The organism is Glutamicibacter sp. BS14 (assembly GCF_056934375.1).
In genome coordinates, this window is the sequence record NZ_CM167801.1 from 2525299 (window position 1) to 2540498 (window position 15200).

General features: G+C 62.8%; 14 protein-coding genes and 1 tRNA gene. 7 read left to right on the forward strand and 8 right to left on the reverse strand.

Annotated elements, in window-relative coordinates; translation table 11 throughout:
• Nucleotides 1-25 precede the first annotated feature (25 nt).
• Complete coding sequence (locus tag AC1Z36_RS11980; protein WP_105657828.1) at nucleotides 26-259, forward strand: DUF5703 family protein; 234 nt, start codon at nucleotides 26-28, stop codon at nucleotides 257-259.
• A 65-nt stretch (nucleotides 260-324) separates the two neighbouring features.
• Here the strand turns inward: AC1Z36_RS11980 and AC1Z36_RS11985 are convergent, their stop codons facing one another.
• The 5 genes from AC1Z36_RS11985 to AC1Z36_RS12005 form a co-directional block, all read right to left on the reverse strand.
• A complete protein-coding gene (locus tag AC1Z36_RS11985) occupies nucleotides 325-1464 on the reverse strand; it encodes an acyl-CoA dehydrogenase family protein (protein WP_105657868.1) in 1140 nt (379 codons plus the stop codon).
• A gap of 47 nt (nucleotides 1465-1511) precedes the next feature.
• Nucleotides 1512-2801, reverse strand: coding sequence for a M20/M25/M40 family metallo-hydrolase (locus tag AC1Z36_RS11990; RefSeq protein ID WP_286134232.1), 1290 nt, complete (start codon nucleotides 2799-2801; stop codon nucleotides 1512-1514).
• Between the two features lie 111 nt (nucleotides 2802-2912).
• Complete coding sequence (locus tag AC1Z36_RS11995; protein WP_219844343.1) at nucleotides 2913-3872, reverse strand: TAXI family TRAP transporter solute-binding subunit; 960 nt, start codon at nucleotides 3870-3872, stop codon at nucleotides 2913-2915.
• A gap of 4 nt (nucleotides 3873-3876) precedes the next feature.
• Entirely contained in the window at nucleotides 3877-5313 is a 1437-nt protein-coding gene (locus AC1Z36_RS12000) for a sensor histidine kinase (protein ID WP_402696185.1), read from the reverse strand.
• Nucleotides 5310-5978 (reverse strand): response regulator transcription factor, encoded by a 669-nt coding sequence (locus tag AC1Z36_RS12005; protein ID WP_105661563.1) that lies wholly within the window; start codon nucleotides 5976-5978, stop codon nucleotides 5310-5312. Before AC1Z36_RS12005 ends, AC1Z36_RS12000 begins: the two co-directional genes overlap by 4 nt.
• Before the next feature lie 243 nt (nucleotides 5979-6221).
• On the opposite strand from AC1Z36_RS12005, the gene AC1Z36_RS12010 reads away from it, so the two are divergent.
• The 5 genes from AC1Z36_RS12010 (at nucleotide 6222) to AC1Z36_RS12030 (ending at nucleotide 10912) form a co-directional block, all read left to right on the forward strand.
• A complete protein-coding gene (locus tag AC1Z36_RS12010; RefSeq protein WP_105661266.1) occupies nucleotides 6222-7502 on the forward strand; it encodes an Nramp family divalent metal transporter in 1281 nt (426 codons plus the stop codon).
• An 82-nt stretch (nucleotides 7503-7584) separates the two neighbouring features.
• Nucleotides 7585-8229, forward strand: coding sequence for an NADPH-dependent F420 reductase (locus tag AC1Z36_RS12015; RefSeq protein WP_105661562.1), 645 nt, complete (start codon nucleotides 7585-7587; stop codon nucleotides 8227-8229).
• Nucleotides 8230-8457: 228 nt separating this feature from the next.
• Nucleotides 8458-8541: transfer RNA gene (locus AC1Z36_RS12020), tRNA-Leu, on the forward strand.
• Nucleotides 8542-8673: 132 nt separating this feature from the next.
• Complete coding sequence (locus tag AC1Z36_RS12025) at nucleotides 8674-9651, forward strand: alpha/beta fold hydrolase (RefSeq protein WP_105661265.1); 978 nt, start codon at nucleotides 8674-8676, stop codon at nucleotides 9649-9651.
• A 67-nt stretch (nucleotides 9652-9718) separates the two neighbouring features.
• The gene (locus AC1Z36_RS12030) at nucleotides 9719-10912 is read left to right on the forward strand and encodes a glycosyltransferase (RefSeq protein WP_105661264.1); all 1194 of its coding nucleotides are present in this window, start codon (nucleotides 9719-9721) and stop codon (nucleotides 10910-10912) included.
• 62 nt (nucleotides 10913-10974) lie between these two features.
• Here AC1Z36_RS12030 and AC1Z36_RS12035 read toward each other — a convergent pair whose 3' ends face one another.
• The 3 genes from AC1Z36_RS12035 to AC1Z36_RS12045 are packed head-to-tail and all read right to left on the reverse strand — an operon-like array spanning nucleotide 10975 to nucleotide 14462.
• The gene (locus AC1Z36_RS12035) at nucleotides 10975-11829 is read right to left on the reverse strand and encodes a MaoC family dehydratase (RefSeq protein WP_105661263.1); all 855 of its coding nucleotides are present in this window, start codon (nucleotides 11827-11829) and stop codon (nucleotides 10975-10977) included.
• Complete coding sequence (locus AC1Z36_RS12040) at nucleotides 11830-13167, reverse strand: 3-oxoacyl-ACP reductase (RefSeq protein ID WP_105661262.1); 1338 nt, start codon at nucleotides 13165-13167, stop codon at nucleotides 11830-11832.
• Complete coding sequence (locus tag AC1Z36_RS12045) at nucleotides 13167-14462, reverse strand: acetyl-CoA C-acetyltransferase (RefSeq protein WP_402741315.1); 1296 nt, start codon at nucleotides 14460-14462, stop codon at nucleotides 13167-13169. The genes AC1Z36_RS12040 and AC1Z36_RS12045 overlap by 1 nt, the downstream gene beginning before the upstream one ends.
• 75 nt (nucleotides 14463-14537) lie before the next feature.
• Between AC1Z36_RS12045 and AC1Z36_RS12050 the strand changes: the two genes are divergently transcribed.
• The gene (locus tag AC1Z36_RS12050) at nucleotides 14538-15197 is read left to right on the forward strand and encodes a TetR/AcrR family transcriptional regulator (protein WP_105661260.1); all 660 of its coding nucleotides are present in this window, start codon (nucleotides 14538-14540) and stop codon (nucleotides 15195-15197) included.
• Nucleotides 15198-15200 lie beyond the last annotated feature (3 nt).

A 15200-nucleotide genomic window follows, 5' to 3' on the forward strand; every position in this document is an offset into this window, starting at 1 on the left:
CGGCGTTCTTTAGATAGGGGGCAGGATGCTCGAAGAAAGAATTAAGCCACCGCTGCATCATCCCGATGACCAGCGCTTTGAATACCTGGTCATAACTTCTTTCCCGGGCGAACCAAAGCATGTCGCCCGCGCCGCCCTGCGGGAGCACGCCGATAACGGCAAATGGGAGCTTATGCGCACCTGCCGCTATGAAGGCGGCGCCCAAAAGTACTGGCTGCGCCGCCGGGTGATGCGCATTCGCAGCACCCTGGCTCCCTGAACCGGCAACAGGGCACATGGCACCATGCCCGCCATTGGCCCTCACGGCAATCGCGGGTCCTTGCCTCAGCTGTCGAGCGGGCCTACCAGCCACGAGGCCACCGTATTGGCTGCCGAGGCGGCATTGGACGGGTGGTACCAGCTGGCCTGCACGTCGCGGTAGAGCCGTTCGAACTCCGATCCCCGGAAATATCCGCCACCGCCCAGCAGCTGTCCGGCAACCTGGATGTTCTCCCGTGCAGTGCCCCCGGCCAAGGTGCGCAGCGTCACCAGCTTGGGGAACCACGCGCTCTGGTGATCCGCCTTGGCCTCCAGGTCACCGGCCACCGAGCGTTGCAGGGCATCCAGGGCCAGCAGGCGCATCGCCGCTTCGGCCAAGAGCCCGCGGGCACGCACATCCTGCGCATACCGGGTCCCGTCCTGGTGCACCCGCTGGCCCAGGGCCTCCTGAGCCAGGGTCACCGCACGATCTGCGATGCCCACGTAGACGCTTGCGGTCAGGGTCAGGAAGGATGCGAAGATGCCGAAGACCAGCGGGTCCTGGTTAGGACCGGCCGGCAGCCGGCTATGCACCCATTCGCGCGGGGCCACCGCATTTTCCAGCTTCGTGGTGTGCGACTGGCTGGCCCGCATGCCCAGGGTGTTCCAGTCGTTCATGGAATGCACGCCCTCGCCCCTGGCGACGAAGCCGTGAACCAGTTCCCCGGATTCCTCATCCTTGCCGAACACCCCCAATCGGGTGAACGCCGGCGCCAGCGAGGTGAAGATCTTCACGCCATTGAACTCCACCGAGCCATCGGCAGCAGTTCTCGCCCTGGTCTTCGAGTCGAAGAGCACCGCGTCGTTGCCGGGCTCCGAAATCCCGAACGCCATCACTTCGCCCTCGGCAATCCAATCGGCCACCATATCCAGGCGCCGGTCCCCGCGGGCCTGCAGCAAATACGCGACGCCCGCCCATACCTGGTGCATGTTGATCGCCAGGGCCGTGCCGGGTGCCGCGGTGGCCAGGCGGCGCTGGGCCAGGGCCAGGGTCTCGAAGTTCCACCCCAGTCCCCCGCGCTCTGCCGGCACCAGCGCCTTGAGGTAGCCCAGTTCCACCAGTTCGTTGAAGTCTTCGATGGCGAACGAGTTCGACTCGTCATAGCCGGCGGCCCGGTCCCGGAAACGCTCAAGCAGCTCGTCGCTCAGTATGGATTCGATGGTCAAGGATTCTGCTCCTGGATTCTGTTGTGCTGGCTGGGCCAACGCTGGTTCTAGTATTCCTGCAAGAGGTTTTGCAGCACCCGCACGCCGAACTTGATGGAGTCCACCGGCACGCGTTCGTCGACGCCATGGAACATTCCGGTGAAATCCAGCTCGGCAGGAAGTTGCAGCGGCGCGAATCCGTAGCCGGTGATCCCCAGTTTGGCCAGCCATTTGTTATCGGTTCCGCCAGAAAGCATATAGGGCAGAACCACGGCATCCGGGTCTTCAGCCAGCAACGACGCGATCATGGAATCCACCAGCGCACCGGCGAAGGGCACCTCCAGGGATTCCTGCTCATGCACCATGGACAGCTCAACGTGTTCCCCGGCCAGTTCACGCAGGGTCTCCAAGGTGGCTTCGTGCTGCTCGGGCAGGGTGCGGCAGTCGATCAGCGCTTGGGCCTGCCCGGGAATGACGTTGTGCTTGTAGCCTGCCTCCAGGGCGGAGGGATTCGCGGTGTTCTGCAAGGTAGCCCCGACGAAGCGCGAGACATTGCCCATGGCCGAGAGCAGCGGGGCCGGATCGGCTTCATCGAAGTCCAGTCCGGACAGCTCGGCCACCTGCTCAAGCAATGCGCGAGTGGTTTTGGTGTAGGACAGCGGCCATTGATGCTCACCGATGCGATGGACGGCTCCTGCCAGATGTGTGACCGCATTATCGGTGTTGAGCTGCGAGCCGTGGCCGGCCATGCCCTTGGATTCCAGCTTCAGCCAGGCGATGCCCTTTTCCGCAGTCTGCAGCATGTAGGCCCGGCGGCCGTTGATTTCGACCGAGAACCCGCCGACTTCGCTAATGGCCTCGGCCGCCCCGGCGAAGAGTTCGGGATGGTTCTGCACCATCCAGCCGGAACCATAGTCCCCGCCAGCTTCCTCATCGGCGAAGAAGGCGATGACCAGATCGCGCCGCGGGGTGATGTTCTCGCGTTGCAGGTGGCGGATGGCGGCGATAATCATCGCGTCCATGTTCTTCATGTCCACCGCTCCGCGTCCCCAGATCATCCCATCGATGATCTGGGCCCCGAAAGGATCCACGCTCCAGTCTTCGGCGATGGCCGGCACGACATCCAGGTGGCCGTGCACGACCAGGGCCGGCAATGACGGATCGGCCCCCGGGATGCGGGTGACCACGTTGGCCCGCCCGGGAGCGGATTCATAGATCGTGGCTTCCAGGCCGACGTCCTCGAGCAGCCCAGCGACATAGCGGGCGGCGTCAAGCTCCCCCGCGCCCTTGTTGCCTCCATAGTTCGTCGTGTCGATCTGAATCAGTTTCCTGCAGATCTCTACGGCTTCATTTTCCATGAGTGGAATGTCGCCAGCAGTGGACATCGCCAATGATCCTCTCGTAGCAGTGCTTTGCAATACACACTAGTGGGCAAAGCCCTCACCGTCGTGTGCGCACGTGCGCAATTTCTAGCCGTGAAGTTCCTGGTAGGCCTTCCTCGCGCCCGGGTGCAGGGGCTGGCCTCCGGTGCTGACCAAGGTTTCGGGGGTCAAGAACTGGATGCCGGCGCTGGATTCTGGCACCAGCCGATCAGCGTGGGCGACCAGGAGCTTGACGACGGCTCCGGCCAGCTCCTCGGGCATGTCCGCGCGCGCCATCAACAGGTTGCCAACCCCGATCGTCTCCACGGCCTTGATTCCGCGGTAGGTTCCCTCCGGGATGACTACCCCGTCGTAGAGATCCGGGTACCGCTCGCGCAGCTGCGGCAGCACCGCTGATACATCGAGCAGGCCCAAGTCCATGGTTGAAGCGAGCCGGCTCAGCGAAGCAACAGGCAGGCCGCCGAAAAGGAATAGCGCGTCAATGCTTCCCTTGCCCAGCGCCTCCAGCCCTGCCGCGTACCCGTACTGCAGCTCCTTGGGCGCGATCCCGCGATTCTTCAGCTTCGCTGCCCGCAATATGCGCTGGCCGGTCACCCACGTACCTGACCCTGGCGCACCGGTGCCGATGGTGCGTCCTGCCAGATCCTGCAGCGAGCTAATCCCGGCTGCTGTGCGGATGATGCAATGGAAATAGTTCTGGTACACGCGGCCCAGGGCCAGCGGCTGCGCTTGTGGAGCGCTGTCCTTCCGGTACTGGTCCACCGTATCGGCCAGGGCAAGAGCCAGCCCGGCCTTGTTTTCTGCGAGCATCGCCAGATTCTGGGCGCTGGCCTGGGTATTGAGGGCTGCTGAATGCTCGGCGACGCCGTGGTCCACCAAGGCGTTGGAGAGCAAGGAGGCAAATTGGAAGTACATGCCCCCGTCTTCACCGGAGGCGATATCCAATCGATGCGCAGTGGGCAACGAGCTGCAGGAATTCAGTGCTGGCAGTCCGGCGGCGACTGGGGCTGCCAGGAGATATCGAAGCAAGTTCCGCCGGGACGGCATGGGCTCAGGATTCATCGGGCACCTCGGGCTTGCTGCCATGCAGGGGCAGGCTGATCGTTGCTTTGAGCCCTTCGCCCGGAGCCGATTCAAGCGTGAGCTCACCGGCATTCGCGCGCGCCAAGCGATCCACGATAGCCAGTCCCAAACCTGTTCCCGGACTGTGCCGCACACGTTCTGCACGCCAGAACCGCTCGCCTGCATTCGCGAGTTCAGCAGCGTTCATGCCGGCTCCGTGATCCTGTATTTGGATGCTGGCAGTTCCCGGGTTGAGCCGCAGGCCCAGGACGATCTTGCTGCCAGGGGCGTACTTGAAGGCGTTTTCCAGTAGTTCCGCGAGCATCTGCTGCAAATCGAATCCGTTGCACCACACCATGGCGGTCTGCCCCGAGGTGGCGCTGCCATCGAGCACCAGCTGGTTTCCCCGTTGCCGGGCAACCTCGGATTGGCGTTCGACTTCCTCGGCGAGCATCTGCCCGACGTCGACTTGTTGGCCGTGCACGGCTGTCTCGGGCAAGGACTCCCCCGCATTTTGCTCGGCTAGCCGATGCTCGGCGCTGGCCAAGCGCATGACGCCGTCCAGCAGGGTTTCCACCCGATGCAGTTCGTTTTCCACCGCGTGCACTCCGACGGGATCCGCTTGGTCGCCCATGCGCATCTTCAAAAGATCCACGCGCAACCGCAAGGCGGCAACGGGGTTCCGAAGCTGATGGGATGTTTCAGCAATGAGCTCCTGCTGCTGCTTCAGGCTCTCGGCCATAGTTCGGGCCATGCTGCCCAGCGACCGCGATAGTCGGCGCAGTTCCGGTGGGCCTTGCTCTTCGAGGAGAACTGGTGCCTGATGCCGCGCAATGTCATTGACGGCATCATTGAGCCGGTGCACCGGACGGAGCACCCAGAAGGTCAGGCGGTCGGCCAAGAGCAGGAGTCCAGCGCCAATGGAAATGACAACAAGCCACAGCAGGCTGGACTTTTCCAGCACCTTCGCGCGTGCAGTTTCCAAGTTCACTTGCATCGTGACAGAGCCGAGCACTTGAGCAGAATTGCCGAACGGCTGCGAGAGGAAGGCGGTGGCATCCGAGAGAGGATCGATCGGCGGGATCTGGACCAGTCCCAGATTCAGCTCTGAATTGCGCACGGTGCCAGCGACCTCGGGATCCGCAGGATCGATACTGCCCGAGACCAGTTGCCGCTGGCCCAGATTGATCAGCAGCCCTTCGCCATAGAGGTCGCTATAGGTGTCCATCTCCAGCTGGAGCAGCGACATGTCATTTGCCAGATCAGCATGGGCGGCAAGCTGGACAAAGCGGTTCAATGCCGATAACCGGTTCAACTGGACTTCAGCGGTGGCATCACGGCTGACGCTCTGCAACAGCATCGCGCTGACGATGGCGACGATTGCAAGCAGCAGCGTGCCCAGGATCCCCAGTACGCGCAGCCTCACGGGCTTGGCGTCTCTAGCCGGTAGCCGACTCCGCGAACGTTCACGATCATCCCGGGCGCAGCAAGCTTGGAGCGCAAACCGGTGAGGTGCACATCCAAGGAGCGCGACACCGCCACGAACGCGTCGCCCCACAAGCGATCAAGAATCTGCTCCCGGGTTACCACCGCTCCGTCATGCTGGGCCAGCAATGCCAGCAGCTCGAATTCCTTGGCGGTCAGCTGGAGGTGCCGTCCATTCAGAATTGCTTCGTGCTTCCCGGTGTCCACACGCAGTCCGCCGGCGATGAGCACACCGCCATTGTCATTGGATTGGACCTTGGCGCGGCGGGCCACCGCATCGATGCGGGCCAGAAGGACCGCCAGCCCGATGGGCTTGACCAGGAAATCGTCGGCGCCCTGGCGCAGTCCCCGGACAACGCTCCGCTCGTCATTGCGCGCCGAGAGGATGACCACGGGGACTTCACTGATTTGGCGCAGTTTGCGCAGGACTTCCAGTCCATCCATATCCGGCAGGCCCAGATCCAGCAGGATCATCTGTGCATTGTGGTGCTTCAACAGCGCGTCAGCACCGCGGCTGACATGCTCGGCCTGATGGCCTGCGGCGCTCACGGCATCGATCAGGGCGCGGGCGACGGCGTGGTCGTCTTCGGCGATCAACAGCTGCACGGCATCATCCTCGACGTTCAGATCCGGGCTCGGCGCCCATGGGTAACTGATCAATTCTAGCAATTCGGAACACGCAGTGTTCTCCACATCACTGCATTCCTAAGAAAGTGTTAGTACTTGACTGAGAGTTTGCCAGTAAGAAAGATCACTACCAAGATTGAATACGATCTCACACCCCCGTGGTCCGCGTCACTGCCGATGCGACTCTGCGGCGGCATCGCACTGTGTCAAAAGGAAAATCAAATGAGCGAGAACATCCAGGCGCAACGCGCCGACCTAGACGGTGGCGGCCCGCCGCGCTGGAAAGTCATTGGCCCGGGACTGGTCGTTGCGGCGACCGGCGTTGGCGCAGCTGACATGGTTGCCACACTAGTAGCAGGCAGCCAGTACGGCTATGCGCTGCTCTGGGCAGTGATTGTCGGCGTGATCCTGAAGATTGTTCTGGTTGAAGGCGCCGGCCGCTACACCCTGGCAACTGGCAAAACCATTTTCGAGGGCTGGAAGACCCTGGGCAAGTGGACCACCTGGTACTTCGGTCCCTACATCATCATCTGGGGCTTCGTTTACGGCGCTACAGCGATGAGTTCCGCTGCATTGCCGCTGGCCGCCTTGATGCCGGCAGTGGATCTGAAGATCTGGGCAGTGCTCATGGGCCTGCTGGGCTTCGTGATGGTCTGGTTCGGAAAGTACAGCTTCTTCGAGAAGATCACCGCTGTACTGGTGGGCATCATGTTCGTGACCGTGGTGGGCTTGGCTTTCATCGCTGTGCCAAATATTCCGGAAATGCTCAAGGGCCTGATCCCGATGATCCCGGAAGGCGGCGTGGTCTACACCCTGGCGTTGGCTGGCGGCGTCGGCGGTACCATCACCTTGGCCGCTTACGGCTACTGGCTGCGCGAGAAAGGCTGGTACACCCCTAAGTGGATGCGGGTCATGCGCATCGACAACTCCATGGCTTACGTCATGACCGGCATCTTCGTGTTGGCCATGCTGATCGTTGGCGCGGAAGTTGTTCGCGCCGCCGGCGTGACCATCTCCGGTGGCGACAAGGGCCTGCTGGAACTGGGCGACGTGCTGAAAGCCGAATACGGCGATGTCGTAGGCAACGGCTTCCTCATTGGCTTCTGGGCCGCGTCCTTCTCGTCGATCATCGGCGTATGGAATGGCGTTTCGCTGATGTTCGCCGACTTCTGGGGCCATATGCGCAAGAAGCCGGCAAACCACCCGGATACGCTGACCGGTGGCAAGTACTTCAAGTTCTATGTGCTGTGGCTGACCTTCCCGCCAATGGTGCTCTTCTTGCTGGACAAGCCAATTGCCCTGATCCTGGCCTATGGCGTCCTCGGTGCGCTGTTCATGCCATTCCTGGCGGTCACCCTCCTGGGCCTGCTCAATGGCAAGCGCATCCCCAAGGAATGGGCCAACCGCTGGCATACCAACACCGCGTTGGCGATTACCGCAGTACTGTTCATCATCTTGGGTGTACAGCAGCTGTACAAGTCCCTGGCTCCGCTCTGGAGCTGATGGCCTTTCACTAGGTCCAGAAGCCATGGTGGCATGCAATGAATTGCATGCCACCATGGCTTTCGCGTTTAGGCTGGAGGTTATGAGCATCAAGCGGATTGGAATCCTCGGAGCGGGACGAGCCGGTACAGCCCTCGCCCGCGCAGCAGCATCGGCCAGAATCGACGTACGCATCGCAGGTTCCAGGCCGCCACGGATGATGAAGTACCACCTGGCACAGTACGCATCGCATGCCACCGCCGTACTGGCCGAAGACATTGCCGAGGATGCCGATTTGGTGGTGCTCATGGTGCCCCAAGAGGAACTCGACGACATTGATGTCCCATCCCTGGCTGGCATCTTGCTGGTGGATGCGACCAATCGCTGGGAAGACGAGCCGCTTCCCGACTGGCTGGAAACATCACTTGACGCTGGCTTGTCCAGCTCCGAAGGCATTGCAACCCATTTCAAGAGCTCTCGCGTGGTCAAAGCCCTCAATCACATCAGCCATTGGGACATGGACGCGGATCAGGCAACCAAGCAATCCGCGCAACGCGCCTTGGGCGTCGCCTCGGATAACAAGCAGGATGCCCAGACGGTTTCGGAACTTACCGTCGCCCTGGGTTTCTCTCCGGTCCTCCTGCCCAACTTGGCCGCGGGCCGCGGCTTGGAACCCGGTGGCGCGATCTTCAACGAAGTTCTCGATGCGGCAACGCTGTCCGCCAGGCTCGGCCCATCTTCGCAGTAGAGCCGCTAAACCCGCGTTTCACTAGGCAAATCGCATCATATTCCTGTGACGCTCGACACTGATTTTCTGATTTTTTGCCTTAAACCTCTACTCAATCCCGGTTTTCCCGCGGAATTCCGGGGATTTCACCCTCCAGTTGCGAGGAGTTTCCCGATTGGAAATCCCCTGCTGGGGGTGGTAAAGTTTTACTTCGTTGCCAGCGATAACAACGCGAACAACAGACAACCTGCGCGGGTGGCGGAATAGGTAGACGCGCTAGCTTGAGGTGCTAGTCCTCGCAAGAGGGTAGGGGTTCAAGTCCCCTTTCGCGCACAGGTAGAATCCCCGGTTGACTTCGGTCAACCGGGGATTTCTTTATTTAATCCGAACGACTCCCCGCCCTCGATTGAGGATGCGGCGCATGCCTCCGCCGCGCTTGCACGTGCGCTGTCGTAAAGTGCTTATATGACTGATTCTTCCCCGGGCAACGTCCCCGCCCAGCAGGGGCTCATGCCAACTGATGACGGCCACCAGCTGTACTGGGAAGAGTTCGGCAGTCCCGGGGGAATCCCGGCACTGCACCTGCACGGTGGACCAGGAGGAACACTCGGCGCGAGCGGCTACCGGAACCGCTGGGATCTGTCCCGTACTCGCCTCATTGGTTTTGAACAGCGCGGTTGCGGACGTTCTCTCCCCTCGGCAGCCGCTGCGGATACGGACATCGGAGAATTCACTACCCAGCGGCTGATAGCCGATATCGAAACGCTGCGTGTCGGGCTGGGTATCGAGAAATGGATTATCAATGGCGTGTCCTGGGGCTCGACCTTGGCTCTCGCCTACGCACAGGCCCATCCCGAACGCGTCGTCGGCATGGTGCTTTTCGCCGTCACGACAACGAGCCGTGAAGAAGTCCAATGGATCACCGAAACTGTTGGAGCGCTCTTCCCGGAAGCATGGGACCGCTTCTCGCGATTCGCCAGCAGCCACATTCCGGCCTACGCGGCGGGTGAACTGCGACTGGTCGAGGCCTACGCGCAACTGCTCGGCTCCACCGATCTGGAACTTCGCGATGCGGCGTCCCGCGAATGGGCGCTATGGGAGGATACCCACATTTCCCTCGGATCGGAGCAGGTAATCCGCGATCCGCGCTGGCATGACCGCCGCTTCCGGCATTCGATGGCACGGCTGACCACTCATTTCTGGGCCCATGATGGTTTCTGCCAGCCGCCGATCATCGAGAATATGGCTGGGATCCGGCACCTGCCGGCCGTTTTGATCCACGGACGAGCCGATGTTTCCGGACCGTCAATGACGGCATGGAAACTTCACCAGCTCTGGCCAGCTTCCTCACTGGTTATCTGCGAGACCGATGGCCACGGCGGAGCGGAGATGGTCGATCACTGGACGTCGGCGAACGCGAACATGCTGGACCTGGCTTCTTGATAGCATCAGAGGCGGAGTTTTGAACGAAAAATTCCGTCACTAGCACAGCACTACTGGAGTACTGAACATGCGCATAGCCATGCTTTCCCTGCATACCTCACCGATGCAGCAGCCGGGCTCCGGCGATGCAGGTGGCATGAACGTGTACATCCAGAACCTTTCCTATGCGCTGGGTGCCCTGGGCCACGAAGTCCACATGCTCACGCGCACCGCCAACGAATCCGAGTCGCTCCAGGTCAGCGAGGGCGTGTGGATGCATCAGGTGCAGATCGCTGCCCATCGGAACCTTGCCAAGGAACAGCTCCCGGCGATCATCGACGAGGCCGCGGAGGAAATCGCAACGCACTTGCACGGCATGAAGTTCGATGTCGTCCACGGGCACTATTGGCTCTCCGGAATGGTGGGGCTGCAACTGGCGCAGCGCTGGTCCGCTCCCTTGCTGGTCTCGATGCACACCTCGGCCGCGGCCAAGGAACACGAATCAGGTCTCCCCGAGCCTGGGAAGCGAAAGGAAGCAGAGAAGCAGCTGCTCGCCGACTGCGCGCGCATCATCGCGAACACGCCCGTCGAGGCGAAACAGCTGCAGCGCTTCTACGCCGTGGACTCGAACAAGCTCGACATCGTCCTGCCGGGCGTCAACCACCGCATCTTCCACCCGGATCAGGACAAGCTGCGCCGGCCTCTGGGAGACGATGACCTGCACCTGGTCTACGCCGGGCGCATGCAACCGCTGAAGGGAGCCCATCTTCTGCTCGAAGCCATGGGCATCGCGCGTCGCGAGGATCCAGCCCTGCGCATTACCGCATCGCTGTTCGGTGCGCTGTCCGGGGCAACGGACTACGACCTGCCAGCGCAAGTCCAACACCACGGCTTGGAGGACGTCGTCCGGTTCTTCGATCCGCTCTCCCCCGAGAAGCTGGCGCTCGTCTTCGCCAATGCCGATGTCGTCGCGGTGCCCTCGCTCTCCGAGACTTTCGGATTGGTGGCCGCCGAAGCGCAGGCCTGTGGCACGCCGGTGTTGGCCAATGCGGTGGGAGGGTTGGCCTACGCCGTCAATGACGGCGAATCCGGTTGGCTCATGACCGAGCCTGATGCCCAGCTTTGGGCCGCCAAGCTGCTTGAACTGGCCCGGGATCCTGAACAGATTACCGCTGCCGGACATGGGGCGCTGGAACATTCGGCCCTCTTCACCTGGGAACGCGCGGCCGTGGCCACCCTGGCCAGCTACCGTGTCGCCCAGTCCGAGCGCCAAGTACGTTGAACGCAATAGTGCCTTGGCCTTCAAGGCAATTCCATTGAAGGCCAAGGCACTAGCGGTGGAGCCTAGCTGCGCACCAGATCCAGCTCGAAGTGGGGCTTGGACTTGCGTGCATTCCACGCGTGGACCTTGTACCCATCGGCTTGCGGCTGGAAGGCCAGGTCAACCGATGCCGGAAGCACTACCGGGGACTTGAACTCGATGCTCCAGTGGTACGTTCCGTTGGCTGGTTCGATCCCCGCCAATGCCCGGGCTGCCAGGTAGATGCCGTGGGCAATAGCCGCTGGCATGCCCAACGCCTTGGCGCTGAGCGCGGACAGGTGAATCGGGTTGTAGTCGCCGGCTACTGCGGCCCAACGACGTCCCGTTCCCTGATCCAGTTTCCAGCTCGCGGTACGCTGCGGTGCAGCAAAGGCCGGATGCGCGCTCTTCTCCGGTGTACGGCCCTCGAGCCGCACGCCTTTGGCCAAGAACGTGCTGCGCAGCAGCACCCGGTCCTGCCCGTCCACGACGAGGCGCATCACCAAGTCGGAGGTCGCCCCATGGGGATGGGCCGATAGGTTCTCGCTGTGCACCTCGATGTCAAAAGCCTCATCCTCAGCCAGCGGCGCAACCACATCGACCTGGTTGGACAGGTGGATCATGCCCAGCAGCGGCAAGGGGAAATCATCTTGCACCATCAAGGACATAGCCAGCGGGAAAGCCAGCGAGTGCAAGTAGAGGCTGGGCAGCACGCCGTTCATCGGCGCGCCTACGGCCTGGCGGAACTCGGCGAGTTTCACCGGATCGGCCTTGGCACCCTGGAAGACCAGGACGGTTTCTGGCAGCACCGGGTTCTTCGGCTTCCGCTTCAGGGTCTTCACGGCCTTGGCATAGACCGAGGCCATCGAGGGAATCGAGGTGACGATCTGCGCACCCATCTAGGCACCTACCAGCGATTGGCCGCAGACCCGCAGCACCTGGCCGTTCAACCCGGCTGCGGCATCGGACCCGAGGAAGCTAATCGCCTCGGCAACGTCTACCGGCAGACCGCCTTGCATCAGCGAAGGCAGAACCATGCGGGCAACGGTGCGGGTACCCAGCGGGATCTTCGCGGTCATCTCGGTCTCGATGAACCCCGGAGCCACAGCGGCGATGGAGCCGCCATTTTCTGCAAACAGCTTGGCGCTGGCGTGCACCATGCCGATCACCCCGCCCTTGGAGGCTGCATAGTTGGTCTGGCCGCGGTTCCCGGCAATGCCGGAGGTGGAAGCCAGCGAAACGATGCGCAAACCGGGCAGCTTGGCTGCCAGGAAGGCCTCATTCATGCGCAGCTGCGAAGCGATGTTCACGGCAATCACCGAGTCCCAGCGGCCGGCATCCATATTGGCCAGCAGCTTGTCCCGGGTGATACCGGCATTGTGGATCACCAGATCCAGCGAGCCATGGCGGCCGATCGCATGGTCCATGATCTGCTGGGCGGCATCCTGGGCGGTGACATCCAGCTGCAAGGCGGTGGCGCCGATGGAGTTGGCGACCTTGGCTAGCGATTCGCCGGCAGCAGGCATATCCACCACAACCACCTGCGCGCCGTCGCGGGACAGCGTCTTGGCGATGGCCGCGCCGATGCCGCGAGCGGCACCGGTCACCACCGCGACCTTGCCGGCCAGCGGCTTGGCGAAGTCGGCAGGCAGCACGCCATCATTGGTGCGCACAGAAAGGAACTGGCCGTCCACGTAGGCGCTGCGCCCGGAGAAGAAGAAGCGCAGCGCGGCCAGCGCACTAGGGCTGGCAACGCTGGTGCCTTGGGCAAGCACGATGCCGTTGGCGGTGGCTCCACCGCGCATTTCGCGGCCCATCGAGCGCACGATGCCGTCGATGCCCTGGCACACGGCGGAAAGCTCCGGCGCATCGTCATCGCTGGCGGGACGGGAGAAGGCCACCACGCGGCCACCTGGCAGCAGCTTGCGCAACGCCTGGCCGGCCGCCAGCATCAGCGGCGACAGCTCGGTGGGGTGCTCGAGTTCATCGAGCAGCAGCACCAGGCCGCCGAGCTTGGCATCGCCGGCGTCGTGCCGGCGCACATCCAGCCCCCAGGCGACCAGGGTGTCGCTCAGGTCCTGGGCCTTGGACGAGGCACCGAGCACCAGCACCGGGCCGGGCAGCAGTGGCGCATCGGGGCTGTAGCGGCGCAAGCGCGGAGGACGCGGCAAGCCCAGCAGGGTGGCCAGCTTCTTGGTGATCCCGGAATTAACCAGTTCCATGTACTTGTCCGCCATTAGCTGCGAGCCTCCAGAATTGCGACGACGCCCTGGCCACCTGCGGCGCAGACCGAAATCAGCGCGCGACCCGAGCCCTTTTCATGCAGCATTTTCGCGGTACTGGCGATGATGCGCCCGCCGGTGGCGGCGAAGGGGTGCCCTGCGGCCAGCGAGGAGCCGTTCACGTTCAGCTTCGACCGGTCGATGGCGCCCAGCGGGGCATCCAGCCCCAGCTTCTCGCGGCAGAATTCCTCGTCCTCCCACGCCTTGAGCGTCGAGAGCACGGTGCCTGCGAAGGCCTCGTGGATCTCGTAGAAATCGAAGTCCTGCAAGGTGAGGTTGTTGCGCTCCAGCATCCGGGCGGTGGCGTAGGCCGGAGCCATCAGCAGGCCCTCGGCACCGTGCACGAAGTCCACTGCTGCCGCTTCGAAGTCCACGAAATTGGCCAGCATCGGCAGGTCGTTGGCTTGCGCGTACTCTTCGCTGCCCAGCAGCACGGCCGAGGCGCCGTCGGTCAGCGGGGTGGAGTTTCCGGCGGTCATGGTCGCCGCATCGCCCAGGTTCCTGCCGAAGGCGGGCTTGAGCTTGCCCAGCTTTTCCATGGTGGAATCGGCGCGCAGGTTGTTGTCCTTGGACAGGCCGTTGAACGGGGTGACCAGGTCATTGAAGAAGCCGCGGTCGTAGGCGGCCGCCAAGTTCTGGTGGCTGGCCAGGGCCAGTTCATCCTGGGCCTCGCGGGTGATGCCCCACTTCTTGGTGGTGATTGCCTGGTGGTCGCCCATGGACAGGCCGGTGCGCGGTTCGCCGGTGCCGGGGGCTGCGGGGGCCAGATGGCCTGGGCGCAGCTTGGCCAGCGCGGCGAGCTTGGCCTTGGTGCTGCGGGCGCGGGAAAGCTCCATCAGGATGCCGCGCAGCGCATCCGAGACGGCGATCGGCGCGTCGGAGGTGGTGTCCACGCCGCCGCCGATGGCGGAATCGAGCTGGCCCAGCTTGATCTTGTTGGCCAGCGAGCCGATGGCTTCCATGCCGGTGGCGCAAGCCATCTGCACGTCATAGGCCGGGGTGGCGTGATCCAGCGAGGAGCCGAGCACCGATTCGCGGATCAGGTTGAAGTTCTTGGAATGCTTGAGCACCGCGCCGCCGGCGACGGCGCCGATGCGCTGTCCCTGCAGGCCGAAGCGGGCGACCAGGCCCTCGAGTGCTGCAGTGAACATGTCCTGGTTGGACGCATTGACGTAGGCGGTATTGGAACGGGCGAAGGGAATGCGGTTGCCACCGATGATCACGGCATTGCGCACAGAGGGCTGGCTCATGTTCGTTGAACTCCTACAAATATTCTGGTGTGACAAGTATTACTGCAACCAAGAGTACATGATACTGTGAGTTACGTGAACAAGATCACTGGGGAAATCGACCGCGAGACCGACGGCCGGGCAGCTCGCTGGCAAGCGCATCGCACCGCGCGCCACGAAGAACTGCTCAAGCTGGCGCGCAAGGCCGTGCACAAGCTCGGCCCGCAGGTCTCCATGGAAGACATCGCCAATCACGCGAAAACTTCCAAACCGGTGTACTACCGGTACTTCGGCGACAAGGAGGGCCTGCGCCAGGCACTGAGCGCCATGGTCATCAACGACTTCCGCGAACGCGTCATCGCCGCAGGCCTGGCCAAGGAAGACGAAATCAGCGCCCTGCACGCCATGGTTTCCTCCTACCTGGAGCTGGCAGCCAACAGCCCGAACCTGTACTTCTTCGTGACATCGGCCCCGCGCTGCGCCGACGATGAATCCGCTGGCGCCCTGAGCACCTTCTTCGAAGAGGCATCCAGCTTGATGAGCGAACGCCTGCTCAAGCTCTATGACCAGCGCGCCACTTCCGCGACCCTGGAGTTGTGGCCGCGCGCGGCGCTGGGCATGGTCCGCGCGGCCGGCGAACAGTGGCTGCGCCAACCGGATTCCGCCAACAAGCCGGCATTGCCGTCGCTGGCCGCGGAACTGACCAATTGGCTGGCCTATGGCATCGCCTCCACCCGGACCCCGAAAACCAACTGAAGC